We start from the raw sequence: 20,404 nt of genomic DNA on the forward strand, positions 1-20,404 counted from the left end.
GTCATGGCCGAGCACGCTATGGAGTCCAAACTCCGGCCCGCGGTCGAGCTGTATACCGTGGCGATCTGCGTCGCCGCGGCGGTGTTATGCGTGTATTCGCCCTGGGCCGTGGCCCTATCACCCGAGATCGGCCTGATTGCGGCGCTGGCCTATGCCCTGTTCGGTTTGATCCGCCTCCGACAAGCCTGGGAGGTGTTGCGCTATCGGCGCAATATCCGCCGGCTGCCTCGCTACGAGCTGACCAGCCGGCAGATTCCGATGAGCCGCAAACGTCTGTTCATGGGCCGCGGCTTTCGCTGGACCCGCCTGCACACCCAGCGCTTGGTCGAAGCCCAGGATCCGGCCGTCGCTCACTACGTCGACCAACCGACCCGTTACCGCCTGGCACGTGGACTCGAACGTCGCCTAGAACATGCACCGTTTCCGCTCTCGACACTGGCCCGTATCACCGCCTGGGACAGCGCCTTTAATCCGTTGCGCCCTTTGCCTCCGGTCGGGGGCTCGCCACTGCTGCATGGGGTCGAGCCAGATGAAACCGAGGTCAGCCTGCCGCTGGGCGAACGGGTGGGTCACACGCTGGTGCTTGGTACTACCTGTGTCGGCAAAACCCGGCTCGCGGAGGTGTACATCACCCAGGACATTCATCGTATCGAACACGAGGTCGTCATTGTCTTCGATCCGAAGGGTGATGCCGATTTGCTCAAACGCATGTACGTCGAAGCCAAACGCGCCGGTCGAGAAAAGGAATTCTATGTTTTCCATCTAGGCTGGCCGGAGATCTCCGCCCGCTACAACGCCGTGGGACGTTTCGGGCGCATCTCGGAAGTGGCGTCGCGCATCGCCGGACAGCTTAGTGGCGAAGGTAACTCGGCAGCCTTCCGTGAATTCGCTTGGCGTTTCGTCAACATCATCGCCCGAGCTCTGATTGAGTTGGGTCGACGTCCGGACTACCTGCAAATCCAACGGCATGTGGTCAACATCGACGCATTGTTCATTGAGTATGCCCAGCAATTTTTCGCCAGAACCGATCCGAAAGCATGGGAAGTGATCGTCCAGCTTGAAGGCAGACTCACCGAGAAGAATATTCCCCGGCATATGGTGGGACGCGAAAAACGCGTGGTGGCCATCGAGCAGTACCTGGCGGTGAAGCGGGTATTTGATCCAGTAATGGACGGGCTGCGTTCGGCTGTACGCTACGACCGTACTTACTTCGACAAAATCGTTGCCTCGCTACTGCCGCTGCTGGAGAAACTCACCACCGGCAAGACCGCCCAGTTACTGGCCCCCAACTACACCGATTTAGATGACCCGCGGCCGATCTTCGACTGGATGCAGATCATCCGAAAACGCGGCATCGTTTACGTCGGCCTGGATGCACTGACCGATGCCGAGGTGGCTGCCGCCGTCGGCAACTCCATGTTCGCCGACTTGGTCTCGGTCGCGGGCCACATCTACAAACATGGCATTGACCACGGTTTGCCCACATCGAGCAGCTGCAGTGACAAGCTGGCGATCAACCTGCACGCCGATGAATTCAACGAGTTGATGGGCGATGAATTCATCCCGCTGATCAACAAGGGTGGCGGTGCCGGCATCCAGGTAACCGCCTACACCCAGACCCTCAGCGATATCGAAGCACGTATCGGCAACCGCGCCAAAGCTGGCCAGGTGATTGGCAACTTCAACACCCTGCAAATGCTCCGCGTGCGCGAAACCGCCACTGCAGAACTGCTCACCCAGCAGTTGCCCAAGGTCAATGTGTTGACCAAAACCCTGGTGTCGGGTGCGACCGACACCTCCGATCCGGAGGCCAACACGGACTTCACGTCGTCCTCACAGGACCGTGTCAGCAGCACCAGTGTGCCGCTGATCGAGCCCGCTCATATCGTCAGTTTACCGAAGGGGCAAATGTTCTCCTTCCAGGCCGGTGGGCAGCTCTGGAAAGTCCGCATGCCGTTGCCAAAACCCTCCAACGACGATGCCATGCCCAAGGATTTGCAGGAGCTTACCCAGCGAATGCGGGCCACCTATAACGAGCAGGCAGGACAATGGTGGAGTGCAAGCGGTGGCGGTCCAACCACAAACTTCGATCTGGATCAGGTGGGGTAGTCCCAACCTGGCCGTTTCGATTCCGCGAAAGCAATTCAAAAAGGGTCGTGACGATTTTGATGCTGCAACGCGCAATGGAGGGAACGATGACGACTTCCGCCCAAAACCCAGCGCCACAACCGATCCAACGTCCTGGCTTGATCATTTCAGCGATCGGCCTGGTTATGCGCATCATCGGGTTGATGATTATCTCATTGCTGTTCTCGATCCTGATCGAGTGGGCTGGTCTACTCTTGTTCTGGGGTGATCAGGGCTGGCGACACAGCCAGGTCATGCTGACCAACGAATTGGGTTGGCTCAACAAGCACTTCAAATATTCACTCATCCTCCAGCAACCTGGGCAGACGATCGTCCAAGTGCAGGATTTCCTCGAACAGTGGCTGTTGGTCAAGACTGGCTTTGCGGATTTTGCCCGGCAGGCGCGGGTGTCGAGCCAGAGCAACAGCTTCTGGGGCTGGACCAACCAGCTGTACGTGAGCATTGAAGATTTCGTGCTGGCTGCGGTGTATACGACCTTTATCTTCGTGGTGCGCCTGACTATTCTGGTCCTAGCGACACCTTTGTTTCTGCTAGCTGCGCTCACCGGTTTTGTCGATGGTTTGATGCGCCGCGATCTGCGCAAGTTTGGAGCAGGACGCGAAAGTAGCTTTGTCTATCACCGCGCTAAGCAGGCAGTAATGCCCCTACTGGTCGTACCGTGGATCATTTACCTGTCCCTGCCCTTTTCGCTCACTCCTATGGCCGTATTTTTACCTTGTTCCATAATGCTTGGGGTAACCATGGCAATCACTGCGGCAACATTCAAAAAATACCTCTAAACGAGGCACATATATGGTACTGAGTAGCCAGCTACCTCCCTCTAGCTCTTGGCCAACACCACGACGATGTGTGAAAGCGTTTCTGGATCTACTTCGTGCTCAACGTCGTAGCCTGTCAAAGATCAGCGCACGATAGTCGCTGCGCCTCGGTAAAAAACGCATCTAATCTCTTGTTCGTTGGTGAAGAAACGCAAGCTTTGTGAGCGTCAATCGACCATCTAACAACCTCATGCCTTGGCCACGCCCTTTCGAGGCACCCCGTGTCCTCGCCTTTCGTCCGTTCCCAGCTATGCTGGGATTTCCGGAGCCCCATCAGGAGAACGCGGATATGCGATTGATCGCGACGATTGCGCAACGGAAAAACGAGCCAGAGTGCGAAATTTGGGAAGACGAAAATCTTCGGGTCTTTTTCACTGCTGATGCGGACATAGACGCTGATGGTGCCAATGGCCAGAACGGCGCTGCAGCGGCATATATGCTTGGCGACGAAGGAAGTGATTACCTCGCAAACGGTGGCATGTATGAAAAAGACGGCAAGGTTTACTGTGTTGAGCCAGGCAAAGACAATATCGCAATCGTTGAAGATGACGGCCATCCACGAATCTATCCAGGCGGTGTCGTGGGATGCAAAACATCATACAAAGATCCAACAAAATCTATAACTGATTTGGCTGCATATGTTGATGCCGCCACAGTTCCTTATATCGTAGTACCGGCACAAGTAATTAAATCAACTAAGGGCATTGTTTTCGGTTGCCTAGCTCGTGCGACGTATAACGAACTATCAGTCGACTGTCTTGTAGCGGACGTGAGTTCAGCCAAAAAAGTCGGTGAGTTAAGCATAGCGGCAGCAGAAGCCCTGGGCATCAATTCCAGTCCAAGGAATGGAGGCACAAACGACCCAAATGTTCTGTATGAATTGTGGCCAGGTGTACCTGCGCCGGGTTTTGTTTTGATCCCATCTGAAGCCAGGGCTCTCAACATGAGAATGGTCTGACCGTAACGTGACGGTCAGGCCATTTAACTCAGTTAGCTGAAATGCAAATGCCAATATCGCTCTCTAGTCTACCCACAGCAGCTTGAAGCCTGGAGCTATCCGACGCAGCTGTAGCTCCTTTCTTCAAAAGTGACGGTTTACTTGACATCGCTCTTGTGAGACTGGCTTGCAAACCAACGAAATCAGGTTCAATAGACACAGCTCGTTTACGGAGTCGAGTAAACAGGGCGTCATCAATTCGTGAAATTCCGGTGTTCAACAGGCGAATTGAGTAACTTTCTGCATCTTCATCCCACCCCTCAGGCGCGTCAACTGTCGAAAGGTTAGGGGATTTAATATTTTCTGCGAGAGCACGGAGGCACGTTGTAGCTTGGCTGGCTTTCGTGAACGCATCGTTCTGGCGTTCGGTACCATAAAATGATGAGTACATCGTTGCCGCCCCCGCGGTGGCTGCACCTGCTACTGCCCACGGTGTGGACTGAGCCACAGCGCCCACCACCGCTATAGCGCCCCCCCCAAGACTTGTTGTCGCAACTTGCCACTCGTAGGATTCAAGCCTTTTCCAAGCCTTGGTATACCCGTCTATTCGGACATCCGCCTGAGTTATGAAATTAGTAATTGATGTTGCTGGGAAAACTCCTTTGGATCTATCCAACTGAGGGCGCATATTAGAGCAACTTGCAGTTAGCAAGACGATCCCAACAATCACAAACAGCCGAGTAACCATATTCACCCCAAATAAAATTTATTATTGTATTTTTGCTTACAACCCTGACATTGTTCGTGAAGCATCAGGCGAAAGCAAGCAATCCTTACCTAATCGCAGGAGCACACATGTACTCCCGCAGAGCTGTGTCTACCTTTTTCTCAACTTCCCAAGCTTCCATCACTCTTTTCTTTTTACACTCTCGCAACTCACTGGACTTGTCCTCTTCATTGCCATCGGCAAGACACTGAGTATGAAACGATCCCGTCAACAGGGAAACTCATCGATAGTTAAGTTTCCTTGAGCCTCACCCACTCTCTCCACCAAAGATCGAGACACCGCACCAGCTGTAATGCAAGACATTCCCAGTCCTCCCCCAGAAAAAGCGATCCCTCACACCTCAGGTTTCTTACGGAATTATTTGATCTCTAACTTGATTCTGGCCTCAGATCCATACGGGCCAGCATCATGCCAACTACCGCCTTTCGCTGCATACTACTCTCGCTGGCTATCATCCATGGTAGCAGCGATGCCGCATTTCCTCATGAGCAGGCACAGCTCAGCCTAGTCCAGCGGCAACTCGACATTATCGAACGTCTTGCGACACGAGCTGAGGCAGCCAATCCGTCGGAATCAATCGAGCGTTATCGCTTCGACTATCCCCGCCTAATTCAAGACATCCAGCGCATTCGTCAAGGCGTACAGGGCTATCTATCCCCCTCTCGCGCTCAACCCCGCGATCCCCATGAAATGGTCGGCGATTACCGCCTTGATACCCCGCAAGCGGAGGCTTCGCCATGAGCATGACTGACGCTCAAACGGCTGCCTTCCATAACGCCTCCGGCTTTTCGGCACAGAGCAGCTCGACGCTGTGGATCTCCATGGTTCTGGTCCTGGCTTTGCTGTGGTGTGCCTGGGTGATGTGGACGGCTTACCGGGGTTGGGCCGCGGGCAGTGTGCGCTTCGGTGCCTTTGGTGGCAGCGCAGTCCGCGCGTTGCTCGCGTTGTTGATTCTGATGTTCTTCACCCTGTCCTAATCCAGGAGATCGCCGCCATGCTCAAGTGCTTCGCCCCTCTAAAAAACAACCTAAGGGATCGTGCCAGCCAGCGCTTGATCGGTCTGCTCCTGGTACTCGGCCCAAGCCTGGCTTTTGCCGAACTCCCCACCATGGAAGCGCCTTCGCGTGGGGAAGGATCCGGGTTGATCGAGACGATCAAAAACTACGCCTACGACGGCGGCATTCTGCTTGGTCTGCTGATCGCCCTGCTCGCGTTTCTCGGTGTGGCCTGGCACTCACTGACCGTCTATGCCGACGTGCAGAACCAACGCAAGACCTGGAAAGACTTAGGTGCGGTGGTCGGTATCGGCGCCCTGCTGGTGGTGATCATCATCTGGTTCCTGACCAAAGCAGCCGCGATTCTGTGAGATCGACATGAATGACACTATCGAACACCTTGCCGACGGCACCTTGGTCTTTCTGCCTGAGCGACTCAATCATGATCCCGCCGTGCTGCGCGGCTTGACCAATAATGAGATGTGGGTGGCGCTCGGTGCCGGCGCATTCATCGGCCTGGTGCTGGGGGCTCCACTGGCGATTGCCACCTCCTCCATTGCCGTGGCGCCGACCAGTATGATCGCAAGCATGGCGGTGGTGTTATTTGCCAGTGGCACGCTACTGCGTCGGGCCAAACGCGCCCGTCCCGAGACCTGGTTGTACCGCAAGCTCGAATGGATACTCGCCAGCCGTTGGCGTCTGGGGCGCGGGAACTTGATCCTCCACTCCGGTGCCTGGACGGTCCGCCGTTCACGTCGGCTGCGTCCTGCCCTGTCCCGGTGGCAGCCATGAGCCGATTTCGAAACAAGGTGGATGCCCAACAAGCCCATATCTTCAGCCTTCGCCTGGCGCTAGTGATCCTCGCCCTGATCTGTGCAGGTCTCTGGTATGGCTGGCGCTCGGCACCGACCGATCTGACCGTGCATGTCCCCCCGGATCTGCGTTCGGGCAGCACGCGCAAGTGGTGGGATATCCCCTCAGAGAATGTGTATGCCTTTGCCCTGTACATCTTTGGTCAGCTCAACCGCTGGCCCTCAGATGGCGAGCAGGACTATCGCCGCGCTATCTATGGCTTGCAGTCCTACCTTACACCTGCCTGCAAGGCCTTCCTCGACGGCGACTACGAATACCGCAAGGCCGCCGGTGAACTGCGCCACCGGGTGCGTGGGGTGTACGAAATTCTGGGCCGAGGTTACAGCGAAGATCCGGAACTCAGGGTCAAGCAACTCGACCGCGACAGCTGGCTGGTCAAGCTCGATCTCAACGCCGATGAGTATTACGCCGCGGAACCGGTGAAACGGGTGGTGGTGCGATATCCATTACGCGTAGTGCGTTTTGACCTGGATCCCGAGCGCAACAAGTGGGGACTCGCACTGGATTGTTATCAGGGCACACCGCAAAAAATCTCCCTGCCTGGAGGTGAGCCATGAAGTGGATTCCTACCCTGGGGCTCACCATCGCACTGATGCTATGGGGAGCTGCAGCGCAGGCCATCGAGTTGATGCGCTGGGAACGCCTCCCTCTCGCGGTCCCGCTGGTGATTAATCAGGAGCGGGTGGTCTTTATCGATGAGGATGTCCGAGTCGGCGTCCCCTCAACTCTGACCGGCAAGCTGCGCGTGCAATCTACCGGCGGCACGCTGTACCTGCGCGCGTCAGAAGCCATTGCACCTACCCGATTACAACTGCAATCGGTCGCGACGGGCGAGATCATCCTGCTGGATATCGCCGCCACGCCTGGCGATCAACCGCTCGAGCCCGTGCGTATTATCAAAAATGCTCCGGTGCAGACTACCGAGACGGAATCCAGCACCGTTCTTGTTCCAGAACGCACGCCAATCCCAGTCGCGTTGACGCGCTACGCCGCGCAAAGCCTGTACGCACCGCTACGCACTGTAGAGCCCCTCCCCGGCGTAAGCCGCGTTCCGCTCAAGCTGCGCAGTGAACTGCCGGCCCTGCTGCCGACTGAAAACGTGTCTAGCACGCCCATCGCCGCCTGGCGACTCGGTGATTATTGGGTGACGGCGGTGAAGTTACGCAACCGTGGTGTAACGATGGTGCAACTCGACCCGCGTCAGCTTCAGGCCAAGTTGTTCGCCGCGTCCTTCCAGCATGCGTTCCTCGGACCGGTCGGCAGTGCTGAAGACACCACGATTGCCTACCTCGTCACCTGCGGTGCCGGCCTCGAAAACGCCGTGCTGCTCCCGCCAGTTGCGCGAGGTGCTGACGATGAAAGCTAACGCCTTGCTCAAATGGCTGGTACCGGCTGTGCTGATAGGCGTGGTGTTCATCGTCCTGAAAACTTGGGTTGCGGGTGGAACCTTGCCTTCGTCAGACAGTCCGCCTGCTCAGAACAACCTCCAGTTATCCGCCGAGCAAGCCAAGTCGCTTGGCATTGCGGGTGATACCCCACGCGACACGGTCGCCACCCTGGTCGGCCAGGTAAAAGCCATGCGCAGCGACATGCTCGGCCTGAAGAAACACAATGATTCGCTGCAGACGGAGAACGACCGCCTTCGTGAGCGGGAAAACAGTGTCGATTCGCGTATCCAGAGCGCGCTTGGCAGCGTGACCCAGCAGGTCGACGAAGGCCGCCGCCAAGCCAACGAGGCCCGACTCAAAGCAGAACAAGACAGTCGTCAAGCTCGCGGTATGCTGACGCAATTGCAGGAACAGCTGTCGGGGCTGACCGGCAAAGGCAAGGACATGCCGATCGGATTGGGGCTTGAGCCAGGTGACGGTGCTCAGTTCGAAGGACAGCATTCTGCCAATGATGCGCTGCAGTGGATTGAGCCCTCGGATGCTCTTCCCACGGACGCCCAGGGCAAAGCCAAGACCGCGTCCGCCCTGAGTCTGCCTACTGCCTTCAGCTCATTGGAGGGTATGAAGGACAATGCCATCGACCGCAGCCAGAAACAGTTGCGCGAGGTCACCAAGGGTGAGCGTGACCAGACACAATCCGCTGATCGTACCGAAGGCGCGAAGCCGATCTACACCATCCCCGAAAACGCAACATTGATGGGTTCAGTTGCCATGACCGCGCTGATCGGTCGGGTCCCGGTGGACGGCACCGTGAATGATCCCTATCCCTTCAAGGTGCTGGTCGGTCCGGAGAACCTGACCGCCAACGGCATCGACCTGCCAGACATTGCGGGGGCCGTAATGAGCGGCACGGCGTCCGGTGACTGGACCCTGTCTTGCGTGCGCGGACAGGTCGAGTCAATCACCTTTGTGTTTACCGACGGCACCATCCGCACGGTGCCCCAGCCGAAGGCGGTAGCCAGCCGCAATGCCTCCACTACCCAGAGCTCGAACACCGACAAGATTCGTGGCGGACTCGGTTACCTGTCCGATCCGTATGGCATTCCTTGCATTGCCGGTGAGCGCCGCTCGAATGCTCAACAGTACCTCGGCAGCCAGAGCTTGATCACTGCCGCCGGCGCCGGTGTCGCCGCCTTGCTCGGGGATGAGCAGAACAACAGCAGCGTGATCAGTTCGGGCGGTAGTACGCTCGGGGTCACCAGCGGCAGTGGCAATAGCGCGCTGAATTCAATTCTAAGTGGTGGGGTCAGCGACATCCGTGAGTGGATCAACAAACTCTATGGCGAGACCTTTGCTGCCGTGTACGTGCCACCGGCCGCCCCAGTCGCGCTGCACCTCGACCATGAGATCACCATCGATTACGAGCCCAAGGGCCGGAGCGTTCGCCATGAAAAAGACCATGCCTCTCTGCCTGACCTGGATTAGCGTGTTCTGCTGGGTCCTGACGGGATGTTCCACCGACAAGGAGACGCTGCTGCCCCATGGCGAGCAAACCATGCTGGACATCTGGAACGGTGGTGGTTCGCAAGGCACTCAGCAGCAACTGCTGGATGCTCGGCAGCAGCTACGCCGCCCGCTGGCTCGGGCAGATCTCTCCGCGTCTCTCCAGGAACCGTATACGCGCACCGCAGCGAACGAGATCCACAATCTGTTCCCTCGCCTGCCCAATCCCGATCTGGTGCTGTACGTGTATCCGCACCTGAGCGGTACTGAGCAGGCACCGGTCCCCGGTTACTCGACCGTCTTTCCGTTCTACCAACGGGTGCAGTACGCATTGCCGGGTGAACGTCAGGAAGACTTGTAGTGCGTACCGGCGATTCGCGGAACTGTGCTCCTGCGTGGAAAGCCTGGCGCAACCCATTGCGCCCTCGCGCCACGCTGGCCGATGACGCCGCACTCTATGCACACAATCCCAGCTTCACTGATCACCTGCCTTGGGTCGAATACCTCGATACCGAGCAGTGTTTTCTGCTTGATGACAATCGCTCGGTGGGCGCTGTGTTCGAGCTGCTGCCCATCGGCACCGAAGGGCGCGAGCCCGATTGGTTGATGGCCGCCCGCGATGCCCTTGAGGATGCCCTACAGGACAGTTTTGATGAGCTGGATCAAGCGCCTTGGGTGGCGCAGTTTTTTTGCCAGGACGACAATGACTTCACTCCCTACCTGACCTGGCTCACCGATTATATTCAGGACAGCGCTAGAGGCACGGTCTTCACCGAAGCGTACCTGGAACTTACTCGCCAACATATGAAGGCCATCGCCAAGCCCGGAGGGCTGTTCGAGGATAAGGTGGTGACGCGCCTGTCCTGGCGCGGCAACAACCGACGGGTGCGCCTGGTGGTCTATCGCTGGCTTGAGTCTGGCGCCGAGGAGACGGGACTCACCCCGGTACAATCCCTGCAGCAGGCTTGCGAACGTATTGCGGCTTCGTTGCAGGCGTGCGGGGTGCAATCGGCACCAGTTGATGGCCGCGCTCTGTATGCCTGGTTATTGCCCTGGTTCAATCCGGCGCCCAGGCTCACCGATGAAGCGCCCGAGGACTTTTACAAACGGGTTGTCTATCCGGAGCCTGCTGATGGCGAGTCGCTGGAATTGCCCTTCGATCACGACTTCGCCGAACGGTTGTTCTTCAACGAACCGTGTTCGGATGTGCAACGAGGACTCTGGTACTTCGATGGGCAACCCCATCGGGTCATGGTGGTGGACAAACTGCGACGGGCACCGTCGATTGGTCAACTCACCGGAGAAACCCGTAAGGGTGATGCAGTCAATGCCCTGTTCGACCAGTTACCCGAAGGCACGGTGATGAGTCTGACCTTGGTGGTCAAGCCGCAGGATGTGCTCGAAGACCAGTTAAACCGATTGGCGCGCAAAGCCATCGGTGAAAACCTGGCCTCGACCCAGACCCGTCAGGATGTCGAAGAGGCTCGTGCGATCATCGGTCGCCAGCACAAGCTGTACCGCGGCACCCTGGCGTTCTACGTGTGCGGTCACGATGAACAGCAACTGCACCAGCGCTCGGTCAGCCTTGCCAACGCGCTGTTGGGCGCGGGGCTGCAACCGGTACGCGAAGGCGATGAAGTCGCCGCTTGCAACAGCTACCTGCGTTGGTTGCCGATGGCCTATAACCCGGCCCGCGACACACGCAACTGGTACACCCGCCTGATGTTCGCCCAGCACCTGGCGAACCTGGTTCCGGTGTGGGGCCGCAGCACCGGCACCGGTCACCCGGGTATCACCCTGTTCAATCGTGGTGGCTCGCCGTTGAGCTTTGATCCGCTGTCACGCCTGGACCGGGCCATGAACGGTCATCTGCTCTTGTTCGGTCCGACCGGTGCCGGCAAGTCGGCCACCCTGGTCGCCCTGCTGATGCAGGTCATGGCGGTGTACCGCCCTCGCCTGTTTATCGTCGAGGCCGGCAATTCGTTTGGTTTGCAGGGCGACTACTTCGCAACACAGGATCTGTCGGTCAACAAGGTCCAACTGAAACCTGGCACCTCGATCAGCCTCGCCCCGTTCGCCGATGCCCGGCGCCTTGTCGAGCAGCCGGATCAAGTGGCGAACCTGTCGATTGATGAGTGGGACGATGAGGCGGTAGCCAGTCGCGAAGACCAACGCGATGTGCTTGGCGAATTGGAAATCACCGCTCGCCTGATGATCACCGGCGGCGAGGCCAAGGAAGAAGCTCGTCTGAGCCGGGCTGATCGCAGCCTGATCCGCGAGTGCATTTTCGATGCGGCACAGGCATGTGTCGCGGCGGGTCGCCAGGTACTGACCCGCGATGTGCGTGACGCCTTGCTGCGCACCGCCGTCGACTTGCACTTACCGGAGAAGCGTCGTGAACGTGCCCAGGAAATGGGCGAATCCATCGACCTGTTTTGCCAGGGATTCGAGGGCGAACTGTTCGATCGCGAGGGTACGCCTTGGCCCGAAAGCGATGTGACCGTTGTCGATCTGGCCACGTACGCTCGCGAAGGCTACGAAGCCCAGATGTCCATCAGCTACATCAGCCTGATGAACACCGTGAACAACCTTGCCGAGCGCGATCAGTACCTAGGCCGACCGATCATCATGGTCACCGACGAAGGCCATATCATCACCAAGAACCCGCTGCTGGCGCCCTTCGTGGTCAAGGGCACGAAGATGTGGCGCAAGCTCGGGGCCTGGTTCTGGCTCGCCACACAGAACCTTGCCGACTTCCCCACGGCCGCGCAGACCATGCTCAACATGATCGAATGGTGGATTTGTTTGAACATGCCGCCCGCGGAAATCGAAGAAATCGCACGGTTCAAGAAACTTACGCCGGCACAGAAAGCCTTGTTGCTCTCCGCCAGTAAGGAGCCTGGGAAATACACTGAGGGGGTCGTGCTGTCGAAAAAACTCGAAACGCTGTTTCGAGCCGTGCCACCCAGCCTTTACCTCGCTTTTGCCATGACGGAGCCCGAGGAAAAAGCCGAACGCTGGAGGTTGATGCAGGAGAACGGTTGCTCGGAGTTGGAAGCGGCTCTCCAGGTAGCTGAGCGTATTGACCAGGCCCGTGGAATCGAGACATAAGGACAGATTTGGAGCCTATATGGCGTTACGTCTGCGCAGGGCTGGAGTGCCGCTTTTTGGTGGATGTGCCCGAACTATCTGAGTAGATTACTCATTGACACTCAGCCAAGCGGAAGGAGTCACACATGAATAAAAACGATCTAATCGAGGCCATAGCGAGCTCCGCCGACCTTCCGAAGTCCACTGCCGGACGCGCACTAGATGCCCTCACAACCATCGTATCCACTGCGTTGAAAGGCGGTGAGAACGTCACCTTGGTTGGTTTTGGCACCTTTGCGGTCAAAGCGCGTGCGGCGCGCGACGGACGTAACCCTCAAACGGGGGCCACCATCAAGATCGCAGCCTCGAAGACACCTAGTTTCAAAGCCGGTAAATCGCTGAAAGACGCGGTTAACTAGACGCTGGTGGCGATTACCCAATACCAACTCTGCGAGAGCGCTGGTATTGGGGGCTTCAGCAGCCGCAACGCTCGCTGAACACTGGGCTCTAGCTATGAGTATGAACGCACCTTCAACGTCGTTCTTCTCAGCTTTGCTTTGGGCTGGGTGGCACACTGCTTAGCCGCTGCTGAATCCTCAACAAAAAACCAGCTTCAAAAGCATCCTGGCAGTCACCGACAGGAAAGGTTTTGCGCGTTTGCGCCAATTCCCACCACAATGGAATCTCGCCGGACGTATCAAGCCAAGCCTGGGCGCATTGCACGCCACGTTCGATCATTGGGGCAAATTCGTCGCTCCAAGGTGTCAGAAGACTCGGGCAACCATCCGCCGCAGGAATTGAAACGTAGTTTTCGTCCATACACACCCAAGATTTCTGATTTATTGTTAGACGCGCAGGCCAGCCCCGAAATCTTAACGACACCAAATGAACGCTCGATAACAGGCAAGGGCATCAAATAGCCTAGATCAACGCCAATGTAGACTATATCCCGTGGATTGAGAGTCCCTCAAGGCGCAATTTGCGCGCATGACTCAAGACTTCGAACAGCTCCGTCTGCAGTTGGCGGAAAACATCCGCCTGATGCGGCGCGTGAAGAACCTTACCCAAGAGCAATTGGCGCTCATGGCCGAGCTGGATCGTACCTACGTCAGTCAAATCGAACGATGCACGGCCAATCCGTCGCTGCTGGTCCTATGCAAACTCGCCAATATTTTTGAAATTACCACAGATCAGCTACTTGTAGGCGCCGATACCCTGCGCAGCGTCCTCCACGTCAAATAATAGTCTTACGTCTCACAAATCCGACAGATCCGCCTTCATAATTCCCACTGACAATCTTCAGTCCCTAACCGAACCTGCCCAGGCCATACACCGAGAGCCTGGATCATGCCCATTGCCTGCTCGTCAATCCCGCCCACAAAGCTACGGCCATTGGCGCTGAGCGTGTTGCTGGCGTGCGGCCCAAGCATGGCGCTGGACACCGGCAGCATTACGTCCTCTGCGCTTTCGCCAAGCTGTCTCGAATATAGGGTCATCGGTATTTGTTTCTGGCTCCTGTGCACACCCTTCGGCTGCACAGTCAAAACCTCGACCAAGGTGCGTCATTTCATTCCTGAGCTGGTGGTTTCGAGCTACGCCACCACCGGCAATAATCCATGGACCGAGATGGGCACCCTCTCCGCTCCCATCAATGGTGCGGAAGGTGGCGGTAACCTGATCACGCCGAACACCCAGCGCGACAACCTACCCCGCTTCAAGAACGTCGATGGCATCGGTCACCCTGGTGGCTGGGTCGCCACACAGCTGGCTTCGCAATCCGGCTACGCCTGCGCCAGCGGCGCTACTGCGTTCATGCCCTACTACCTGAGCACTCTGGACTCGCTGGCCTGGCGCCTGGGCATACCGGAAAGCCTTTACCCAGAGTCGCTGATGCCGGGGGTCCGTGAAATCGGTCAGCAGATCGCGGGAAACATGTGGGGCAACGTCTATCCCCGGCAAGGATTTTTGGTACAACCCGACGACTTCAAAGCCGCTGCGGTGATGGCGCAACGGGCGGGTGATTTCATTACTCGCAACTGGCAGCCACATGTGTACTTACCGCTCACACCTGTTCCACACGACGGATACTGGCCGCCCGGTCCGATCACGGAAAATGACGCTTCGACCCACAAATGGCAATTGCTCTACCCTCTGGTTCAGCCCACGTGCGCCATCTTTCCCAGCGGTCCTGTGCAGAGCGCGGATGGCGGCTATGCCTGGTCGCTGTGGCGTCCCTATAGCTGCTGCAAGCGTGAGGGACAGACCTTCCTGTTTAGCATCGACTTCGAAGGTGGTGCTTCATGAGCCGGATTCTCGCGCGATCATGGTTGAGCCTGGTGAGCCTATTGCTCTGCGGACTGCTCGCCATGACCATGCATGCCCACGCCGCCGAAGGCGATTACCGCCTGGGCACTCAAGGCGAAGTGCTCGACGACCGGGTGATGTACATCATCGGTGGCGGCTCGGCAGCGGGCTCGCCGAGCTCGCTCTATCGCCCCAACGGGCTCGGTGTCGGCGCTTCATGGCGAGCGAACATGATGTGTGGAAACATGAGCCTCACCAATACCTTGCAAAACCAGTTGAACGGCGTCACCGAGGGTTTCCAACAGATCATGGGCAGCATTGTGCAGAACGCGACCCAAGCGGTGATGTCGCTGCCAGCGCTGATCATCCAGCGCGCCAACCCAGGGCTTTATGAGTTGTTGAGTAACGGGGTGATGCAAGGGCGCATCGACTTCGACCGTTCCAAACTGACCTGCCAGGCCATGGCCGAGAAGATGGCTGACAAGGTCGGCCAGGCCGGCTGGGGCGCATTGGCCAAGAATCAGGAGATGCAGGGCAACCTCGAACAAACCGGCGGTGATGCGGTGGCCGCGGTGAAAAACACCGAGGCCCGTAACGGCAATAATGGGGTGTCATGGGTCGGCGGGCAGAAGGCTGGAGGTAGCGGACAAACACCCATCCGGGCAACCTCCGATGTGGTGCGCGCGGGCTACAACCTGCTGCATAACCGGTCCGTGGATGACAGCGCCTCGATCAGTAGCAGTGATTGCCTGGGCGGCGCTATTTGCCAGGCATGGACCTCACCCCAAGAGGAATCCGAATGGGCTGTTCGAGTGTTAGGCGAGACCGAAGTCGCAACCTGCGACACCTGCGAGACTCTGCGGACTACCGCTGGCAGCGGACTGACGCCGCTCATCCAGGAGGCCTACAGTGAACACCTCAAAACCCTGCAAGGATTACTGTCCGGATCTCTGCCGCCGAACCCTGACAATCTGAGCAAAGCCTCCAGCCCAATGCTGCCGGTGACCCGTGGTGTGATCGAAGCCCTGCGCGACGATCCTGATCAGGAACTCCTGGCGCGGCGCCTGGCCAGTGAGACGGCCCTGTCCAGCGTGCTCGACAAAGCGCTCCTGCTATTGCGCACGCTGCTGGCAGGCAGCCACGAACCTAACATCGCTTCCGCCGAACCGGCCCAAACGGCCTTGACGAAAAACATCGACACACTGGAGCGCGAGATACGCCTGCTACAAACCGAGTTGCAGGTCCGGCAGATGCTCACAACCAATACCGCCAGCCTCGTGCTCGATCGACATGCCGGAGGTGCCGATGCGTCGCGCACCGTCGAGCAAGGCGACCCCGAACCTGGCCGACTCAACGACGCTGACGCCAGGCGCAAGTGAGCCATGAAACGCTCACCGCTATTCAGTCTGCTTTCAGGTGTGGGGATTGCCGCAGTGATGATCCTGACCGCCGCACTGGTCGCCTGGATCGGCCGAACTGCGCTGGGTAATTTCGAGGTCTGGCAGCAGGCACTCGAATCCGTACGACCTTATCTGCGGGGGTGGCGCACCCTGCTCTACGCCGCAGTTTTCGCGCTCTGGTGGGATCTGCTTCGACGCTACCGACATCGACCACAAGATCGATTGCGCGTAAGGCGCATCGGAGCATTAGGGCTCGTGCTCGTTACTTGCGTCGAACTCACCCGGCTGTGAGGCCAACACCATGCTCATGAGCACCAATAGCTACCTGGAGTTTTACCTTTCCCTGCTGGCCTGGATCATCAACAACGGTATCTGGAACATCCTATCCGATACCGGATTGTTCGCCGCGCCCTTCGGCGCGATCATCTTGCAAGAGTGGCTGTCAGCCCGCCAGCAAGGCGCGGATGAAGGCAACAAGGGATTGCTCTCTGTACCGCGGATAGAGAACCGGCTGTGGCTGGCCTACATCGTTGTCTTGTTCGGCTGCGCGCCGGTCTTTCCATTGAGCCTCACGTCAATGGCATTTGATGATGCAGCGAGTCATCGTTGCGGTGTCAGTGTGGCCAAGCCAGCGGAAACCGCTTGGGGCACCACGTTCAACACCATCGGTGAACGCTCTGCCAACGTGCCAATCTGGTGGTTTCTGGTGCACGCCTTGAGTAAAGGAGTGACCGCAGCGACCACCGCCTCCATCCCCTGCGCACCGGACATTCGGCAGATGCGCATGGAGATCGACAGTTCTCGCATCGATAACCAGGTATTGCTACAGGAAGTCGCCGACTTCACTCGCGACTGCTATGGCTATTCCCGTTCTCGGCTGTTCACCAACCGTCCTCAGTTGGACAAGGCGCAAAGTCATGATTCGTCCTGGATTGGCTCACGCTATTTTCTCGACACTCGGGGCTACTACGACACCGATCGCTCACGGACACCGCGAGTCAGTTGGCCCTACGATGAAACCCGAGATATTTCCTTGCCACGGCTGGAGAATGGCGCGGGCTACCCCACTTGCAAACAATGGTGGAGTGACAGCGGTATCGGGTTGCGAGCACGATTGATCGAGCAAGTTGCCCCTTCGCTGTTGACTCAGCTGAAAGGCTGGCTGACTGGTCGCTCAAGCAACGAGATCGAGGATGCCACCCTGCGCGAACTGGTCAGCCCGCGCCAACAATCGATGTCCATGTCGCCCGGACAGGTGTACCAGGACTATGGCTCCAGTGCTCGCGGCGGGTCGATCAATCAGGGGCTTACTAACCTGGCCACCAACACGGGGCTGGCCCTCGGCTCCTTCAGCAATTTTCCGGCGATGAACGCGCTACGCGCCGCTCTGCCGATGGTGCAAGCTTTCCTGATCATGGGCGTCATCATCAGCTTGCCGCTGATCCTGCTGGTCAGTACCTACCAGCTAAAGACCGTCATGACGGTGACGTTCGCGCTGTTCACGCTGCACATGCTGACCTTCTGGTGGGAGTTGGCCCGCTGGGTCGACTCCAGCATGCTCGATACCTTGTACAACCAAGTATCGGCGTCCAGTCAGGTGCTATTGTCCCTACCCACATCCGGTTTTATGGATGGAACCGTGACGGCGCAGGTGATTGAATATGTGATGGGGGCGATGTTCTTGGTCCTGCCAGGTCTATTTCTGGTTGCTATGAGTTGGGCAGGCTACTCAATTGGCAGCAGCCTTGAAGGGATGCTAGGAAGTGCGAGCAAGGCAGCGCATGGCGCGGCAGGCAAAGGCACAGATCAGTTGATGGGAGCTACGAAAAGAATCATCTGACATCACTACTCGATGATTTGGAATGCCCAATGTAATGGCCATTGTCGTCGTAATTACCTAGATAGGAGTTGGCCCCTAAAAAGTCTGGACCTGGATCATTGTCTTCAAGATCCGTGTCAATGGCAGCCTTGGACACCAGAAGTCCAATCACAGCGATCATCGTCACCACAGAAGCAACTAGCCAGAAACCGATAAAGAGCAACCCAAGGAGGAATGCCAGCTTCGTAATTAGAAAGGTTCCGCGAACCAATAGCCCACCCGCAGGCATACCTGTCGCCGCCGCACGTTCAGCTACGCGGAATTCCAATCCTTTCCACTTGCGATAACCACGTTTTGCCGACATACCAAATGCATATGCCCAGCGGTGCGCGCGGGAAATTTGAACTGGCTGCTGAGCCGGCATGATTACGCCCTCTTCTGAGCATGTTCCTGTGGAAATCGAGGTTACAGCCTACTACTGAAAACCGCCCATGCTTAACCGTTTATCAGCTTGCTCGGTCGAAAAACGCGTCACTGGAAGACAAAAGACGCAGCTCGTGCTTCCGCGCCTCTATGGCCGTTGACCCATCCATATCATCCAGCTACATAGAGGGTACGGATCGCTGTTATCGACAGCACCTCCCCAGGTAGCCAGAGCCTTCAAAGCTACGTCACTCCGGTGATGGTTCCCCCCAAGTGCGATTAGCGTTCGGTGGCTCGCACGGTCACGTTTCACGGTGATGAACGCCTACTGCAATCCCGAGCGTCTTTACAGGCTTTGCTCGCCCCAAATCCTCTTGTTTTTCTTCAACCCACTGCGGGGAAATTCTTTCCCCCTATGGGACAGGTTTCTTCGCGCTATCAACGGAGGCACACCATGTCCGACTCACTCACAAGCGAAGCACTGAACACTCTGCGCTTGCCCGTTGTGTTCACTCCAGACGCGTGGCAACACGCAGTATTGCTAGATGGTTCAAGTCATCCTGAAAAGCTGCAGCTCGATAGGCTGAGCAACGTGGTATGCGCAGCCTTCAAAGCTCACCTGGCCGATCCAAACGCACCTTACGTGGTGTTCGAGATAGCCAAGTTCGGCTCAGTGAGTGATGCAGATCATGAGCCATTACTGCGACTGAGCCTCAGCCTGCTTCAGGCATCAGACCAACCTAACGCCTTACTGATAGCGCTTGCGGAAGAGCAGCAACGCTGAACGCAAACGGCCATACCCGACCACTGATCCAACTCAGGCTATACGCAGTCCTGCACCAATCCAATCAACACCCACCGGGGAACCCTCCCCGACGGGCAAGGCGTTCCTCCGGTTTTTTGAGGGAAATGCCATGCGCAATATCTACCAAGACGTGACAGACAAGATCGTTACCGCGTTAGACCAAGGCGTAGCGCCCTGGATCAAACCCTGGTCCTCAAGTGGATCAGTTGACGTCGGTCATCACCAACCCTACCCCGTCAACGCCATCACCCAGCGTCCCTATTCGGGCATCAATTTACCGTTGCTCTGGGCCGAAGCCAGGTTGCAGGGGTTTACTCAAGATCGCTGGCTGACCTTCAACCAGGCCAAAAAAGCCGGTGGGCACATCTGTAAGGGTGAGCACAGCACTCTGGCAGTACTCTACAAGCCGATGGAGCGCGAGGAACAGACCGAGTCAGGCCAGCCCGTACTCGATGGAAACGGTCAGCCCAAGGTCACTCACTTTGGCATTCTCAAGACGCATTTTCTGTTCAACATCGAGCAAACGGAGGGGCTCGAAACGCTCAACGAAACCTTGCTCGAAACGGAACCGAGCGATCCCTTCTTCTCCAACGACGCTGCGGAAAATCTGTTGTTAGGTTCGGGCGCAAATATCATCCATCGATTTGCCGACGAAGCCTTTTACCACCCGATCAGGGATCTCATTCAACTGCCGACAAAAGCGCAATTTCACGATCAAGGTGGATACTACGCCACCGCGCTTCATGAGCTGACGCACTGGACCGGACACCACTCTCGGTTGCAGCGCGAAGGCGTGACCTCTCCGTGTCCATTTAGCTCGCCAGGCTACGCATTTGAAGAGTTGATCGCCGAAATGGGCGCCGCTTTTTTATGCGCCTACGCCGGCGTTCAGGGAGAACTGAGGCATGAGGGTTATATCGATTCCTGGCTCAGCCTGCTCAAGGCTGACAATCGCGCGATTTTCCGCGCCAGTGGCCAGGCCCGATGCGCTTCGGAGTATGTGCTTAACCTGGAGCAGCAACGGAAGCAGACGGGAATGGATGACTCGCGATGCATGAACGACGGAGCTTGATCGTCACCTCACCGCTGCACACGCTTCATAGGGTCCAACACG

22 protein-coding genes are annotated in these 20,404 nt (G+C 57.4%); 20 read left to right on the top strand and 2 right to left on the bottom strand.

The genetic code is table 11. The features are described from left to right. Nucleotides 1-3: 3 nt before the first annotated feature. The 13 genes from traD to ACI512_RS19375 all read left to right on the top strand — a co-directional run bounded on the left by traD (nucleotide 4) and on the right by ACI512_RS19375 (nucleotide 12,958). Nucleotides 4-2,109, top strand: a complete 2,106-nt coding sequence (gene traD, locus ACI512_RS19315) for a type IV conjugative transfer system coupling protein TraD (RefSeq protein ID WP_231808345.1) — start codon at nucleotides 4-6, stop codon at nucleotides 2,107-2,109. Between the two features lie 86 nt (nucleotides 2,110-2,195). Beyond that, nucleotides 2,196-2,927 (top strand): TIGR03747 family integrating conjugative element membrane protein, encoded by a 732-nt coding sequence (locus ACI512_RS19320; protein WP_231808346.1) that lies wholly within the window; start codon nucleotides 2,196-2,198, stop codon nucleotides 2,925-2,927. Between the two features lie 328 nt (nucleotides 2,928-3,255). After that, the gene (locus ACI512_RS19325) at nucleotides 3,256-3,924 is read left to right on the top strand and encodes a glycoside hydrolase family 75 protein (RefSeq protein WP_231808347.1); all 669 of its coding nucleotides are present in this window, start codon (nucleotides 3,256-3,258) and stop codon (nucleotides 3,922-3,924) included. A 1,174-nt stretch (nucleotides 3,925-5,098) separates the two neighbouring features. After that, nucleotides 5,099-5,431: an RAQPRD family integrative conjugative element protein gene (locus tag ACI512_RS19330; RefSeq protein WP_231808348.1), complete on the top strand. Its 333-nt coding sequence runs from the start codon at nucleotides 5,099-5,101 to the stop codon at nucleotides 5,429-5,431. Further along, a complete protein-coding gene (locus tag ACI512_RS19335; protein ID WP_231808349.1) occupies nucleotides 5,428-5,667 on the top strand; it encodes a TIGR03758 family integrating conjugative element protein in 240 nt (79 codons plus the stop codon). The genes ACI512_RS19330 and ACI512_RS19335 overlap by 4 nt, the downstream gene beginning before the upstream one ends. Before the next feature lie 17 nt (nucleotides 5,668-5,684). Then, nucleotides 5,685-6,056 (top strand): TIGR03745 family integrating conjugative element membrane protein, encoded by a 372-nt coding sequence (locus tag ACI512_RS19340; protein ID WP_046509162.1) that lies wholly within the window; start codon nucleotides 5,685-5,687, stop codon nucleotides 6,054-6,056. Between the two features lie 7 nt (nucleotides 6,057-6,063). Beyond that, on the top strand, nucleotides 6,064-6,477 hold the full coding sequence (locus tag ACI512_RS19345; RefSeq protein WP_250949084.1) for a TIGR03750 family conjugal transfer protein: 414 nt from the start codon (nucleotides 6,064-6,066) through the stop codon (nucleotides 6,475-6,477). Then, the gene (locus tag ACI512_RS19350) at nucleotides 6,474-7,115 is read left to right on the top strand and encodes a PFL_4703 family integrating conjugative element protein (RefSeq protein ID WP_231808351.1); all 642 of its coding nucleotides are present in this window, start codon (nucleotides 6,474-6,476) and stop codon (nucleotides 7,113-7,115) included. The genes ACI512_RS19345 and ACI512_RS19350 overlap by 4 nt, the downstream gene beginning before the upstream one ends. Then, nucleotides 7,112-7,924 (top strand): TIGR03749 family integrating conjugative element protein, encoded by an 813-nt coding sequence (locus ACI512_RS19355; protein ID WP_250949085.1) that lies wholly within the window; start codon nucleotides 7,112-7,114, stop codon nucleotides 7,922-7,924. The genes ACI512_RS19350 and ACI512_RS19355 overlap by 4 nt, the downstream gene beginning before the upstream one ends. Then, entirely contained in the window at nucleotides 7,914-9,431 is a 1,518-nt protein-coding gene (locus ACI512_RS19360) for a TIGR03752 family integrating conjugative element protein (RefSeq protein ID WP_250949086.1), read from the top strand. Before ACI512_RS19355 ends, ACI512_RS19360 begins: the two co-directional genes overlap by 11 nt. Beyond that, entirely contained in the window at nucleotides 9,394-9,810 is a 417-nt protein-coding gene (locus ACI512_RS19365) for a TIGR03751 family conjugal transfer lipoprotein (RefSeq protein WP_231810526.1), read from the top strand. The genes ACI512_RS19360 and ACI512_RS19365 overlap by 38 nt, the downstream gene beginning before the upstream one ends. Then, entirely contained in the window at nucleotides 9,810-12,560 is a 2,751-nt protein-coding gene (locus ACI512_RS19370) for a conjugative transfer ATPase (RefSeq protein WP_231830211.1), read from the top strand. The genes ACI512_RS19365 and ACI512_RS19370 overlap by 1 nt, the downstream gene beginning before the upstream one ends. Nucleotides 12,561-12,685: 125 nt before the next feature. Then, nucleotides 12,686-12,958, top strand: coding sequence for an HU family DNA-binding protein (locus ACI512_RS19375; protein WP_231807515.1), 273 nt, complete (start codon nucleotides 12,686-12,688; stop codon nucleotides 12,956-12,958). A 127-nt stretch (nucleotides 12,959-13,085) separates the two neighbouring features. Here the strand turns inward: ACI512_RS19375 and ACI512_RS19380 are convergent, their stop codons facing one another. Then, nucleotides 13,086-13,358: a LasR-specific antiactivator QslA gene (locus ACI512_RS19380; protein ID WP_231807516.1), complete on the bottom strand. Its 273-nt coding sequence runs from the start codon at nucleotides 13,356-13,358 to the stop codon at nucleotides 13,086-13,088. A gap of 168 nt (nucleotides 13,359-13,526) precedes the next feature. Between ACI512_RS19380 and ACI512_RS19385 the strand changes: the two genes are divergently transcribed. The 5 genes from ACI512_RS19385 (at nucleotide 13,527) to ACI512_RS19405 (ending at nucleotide 18,083) form a co-directional block, all read left to right on the top strand. Beyond that, entirely contained in the window at nucleotides 13,527-13,781 is a 255-nt protein-coding gene (locus ACI512_RS19385) for a helix-turn-helix domain-containing protein (protein WP_076953662.1), read from the top strand. A gap of 105 nt (nucleotides 13,782-13,886) precedes the next feature. Further along, nucleotides 13,887-14,843: a TIGR03756 family integrating conjugative element protein gene (locus tag ACI512_RS19390; protein ID WP_231807517.1), complete on the top strand. Its 957-nt coding sequence runs from the start codon at nucleotides 13,887-13,889 to the stop codon at nucleotides 14,841-14,843. Further along, complete coding sequence (locus ACI512_RS19395; RefSeq protein ID WP_231807518.1) at nucleotides 14,840-16,222, top strand: integrating conjugative element protein; 1,383 nt, start codon at nucleotides 14,840-14,842, stop codon at nucleotides 16,220-16,222. The genes ACI512_RS19390 and ACI512_RS19395 overlap by 4 nt, the downstream gene beginning before the upstream one ends. A gap of 3 nt (nucleotides 16,223-16,225) precedes the next feature. Then, the gene (locus ACI512_RS19400; protein WP_074845672.1) at nucleotides 16,226-16,534 is read left to right on the top strand and encodes a hypothetical protein; all 309 of its coding nucleotides are present in this window, start codon (nucleotides 16,226-16,228) and stop codon (nucleotides 16,532-16,534) included. A 10-nt stretch (nucleotides 16,535-16,544) separates the two neighbouring features. Further along, complete coding sequence (locus tag ACI512_RS19405) at nucleotides 16,545-18,083, top strand: conjugal transfer protein TraG N-terminal domain-containing protein (protein ID WP_231807520.1); 1,539 nt, start codon at nucleotides 16,545-16,547, stop codon at nucleotides 18,081-18,083. Here the strand turns inward: ACI512_RS19405 and ACI512_RS19410 are convergent. Beyond that, nucleotides 18,076-18,486: a DUF3742 family protein gene (locus ACI512_RS19410; protein WP_231807521.1), complete on the bottom strand. Its 411-nt coding sequence runs from the start codon at nucleotides 18,484-18,486 to the stop codon at nucleotides 18,076-18,078. The genes ACI512_RS19405 and ACI512_RS19410 overlap by 8 nt on opposite strands. A gap of 453 nt (nucleotides 18,487-18,939) precedes the next feature. Here ACI512_RS19410 and ACI512_RS19415 point away from each other — a divergent pair, with 453 nt between their 5' ends. Together ACI512_RS19415 and ACI512_RS19420 are read left to right on the top strand one after the other, a co-directional pair. Continuing rightward, nucleotides 18,940-19,269 (top strand): hypothetical protein, encoded by a 330-nt coding sequence (locus ACI512_RS19415; RefSeq protein WP_231807522.1) that lies wholly within the window; start codon nucleotides 18,940-18,942, stop codon nucleotides 19,267-19,269. A gap of 130 nt (nucleotides 19,270-19,399) precedes the next feature. Continuing rightward, the gene (locus ACI512_RS19420) at nucleotides 19,400-20,362 is read left to right on the top strand and encodes an ArdC family protein (protein ID WP_231807523.1); all 963 of its coding nucleotides are present in this window, start codon (nucleotides 19,400-19,402) and stop codon (nucleotides 20,360-20,362) included. The last annotated feature ends 42 nt before the right edge of the window (nucleotides 20,363-20,404 follow it).

Origin of the sequence: Pseudomonas petroselini (genome assembly GCF_045037875.1) — a bacterium.
GTDB lineage: Bacteria > Pseudomonadota > Gammaproteobacteria > Pseudomonadales > Pseudomonadaceae > Aquipseudomonas > Aquipseudomonas petroselini.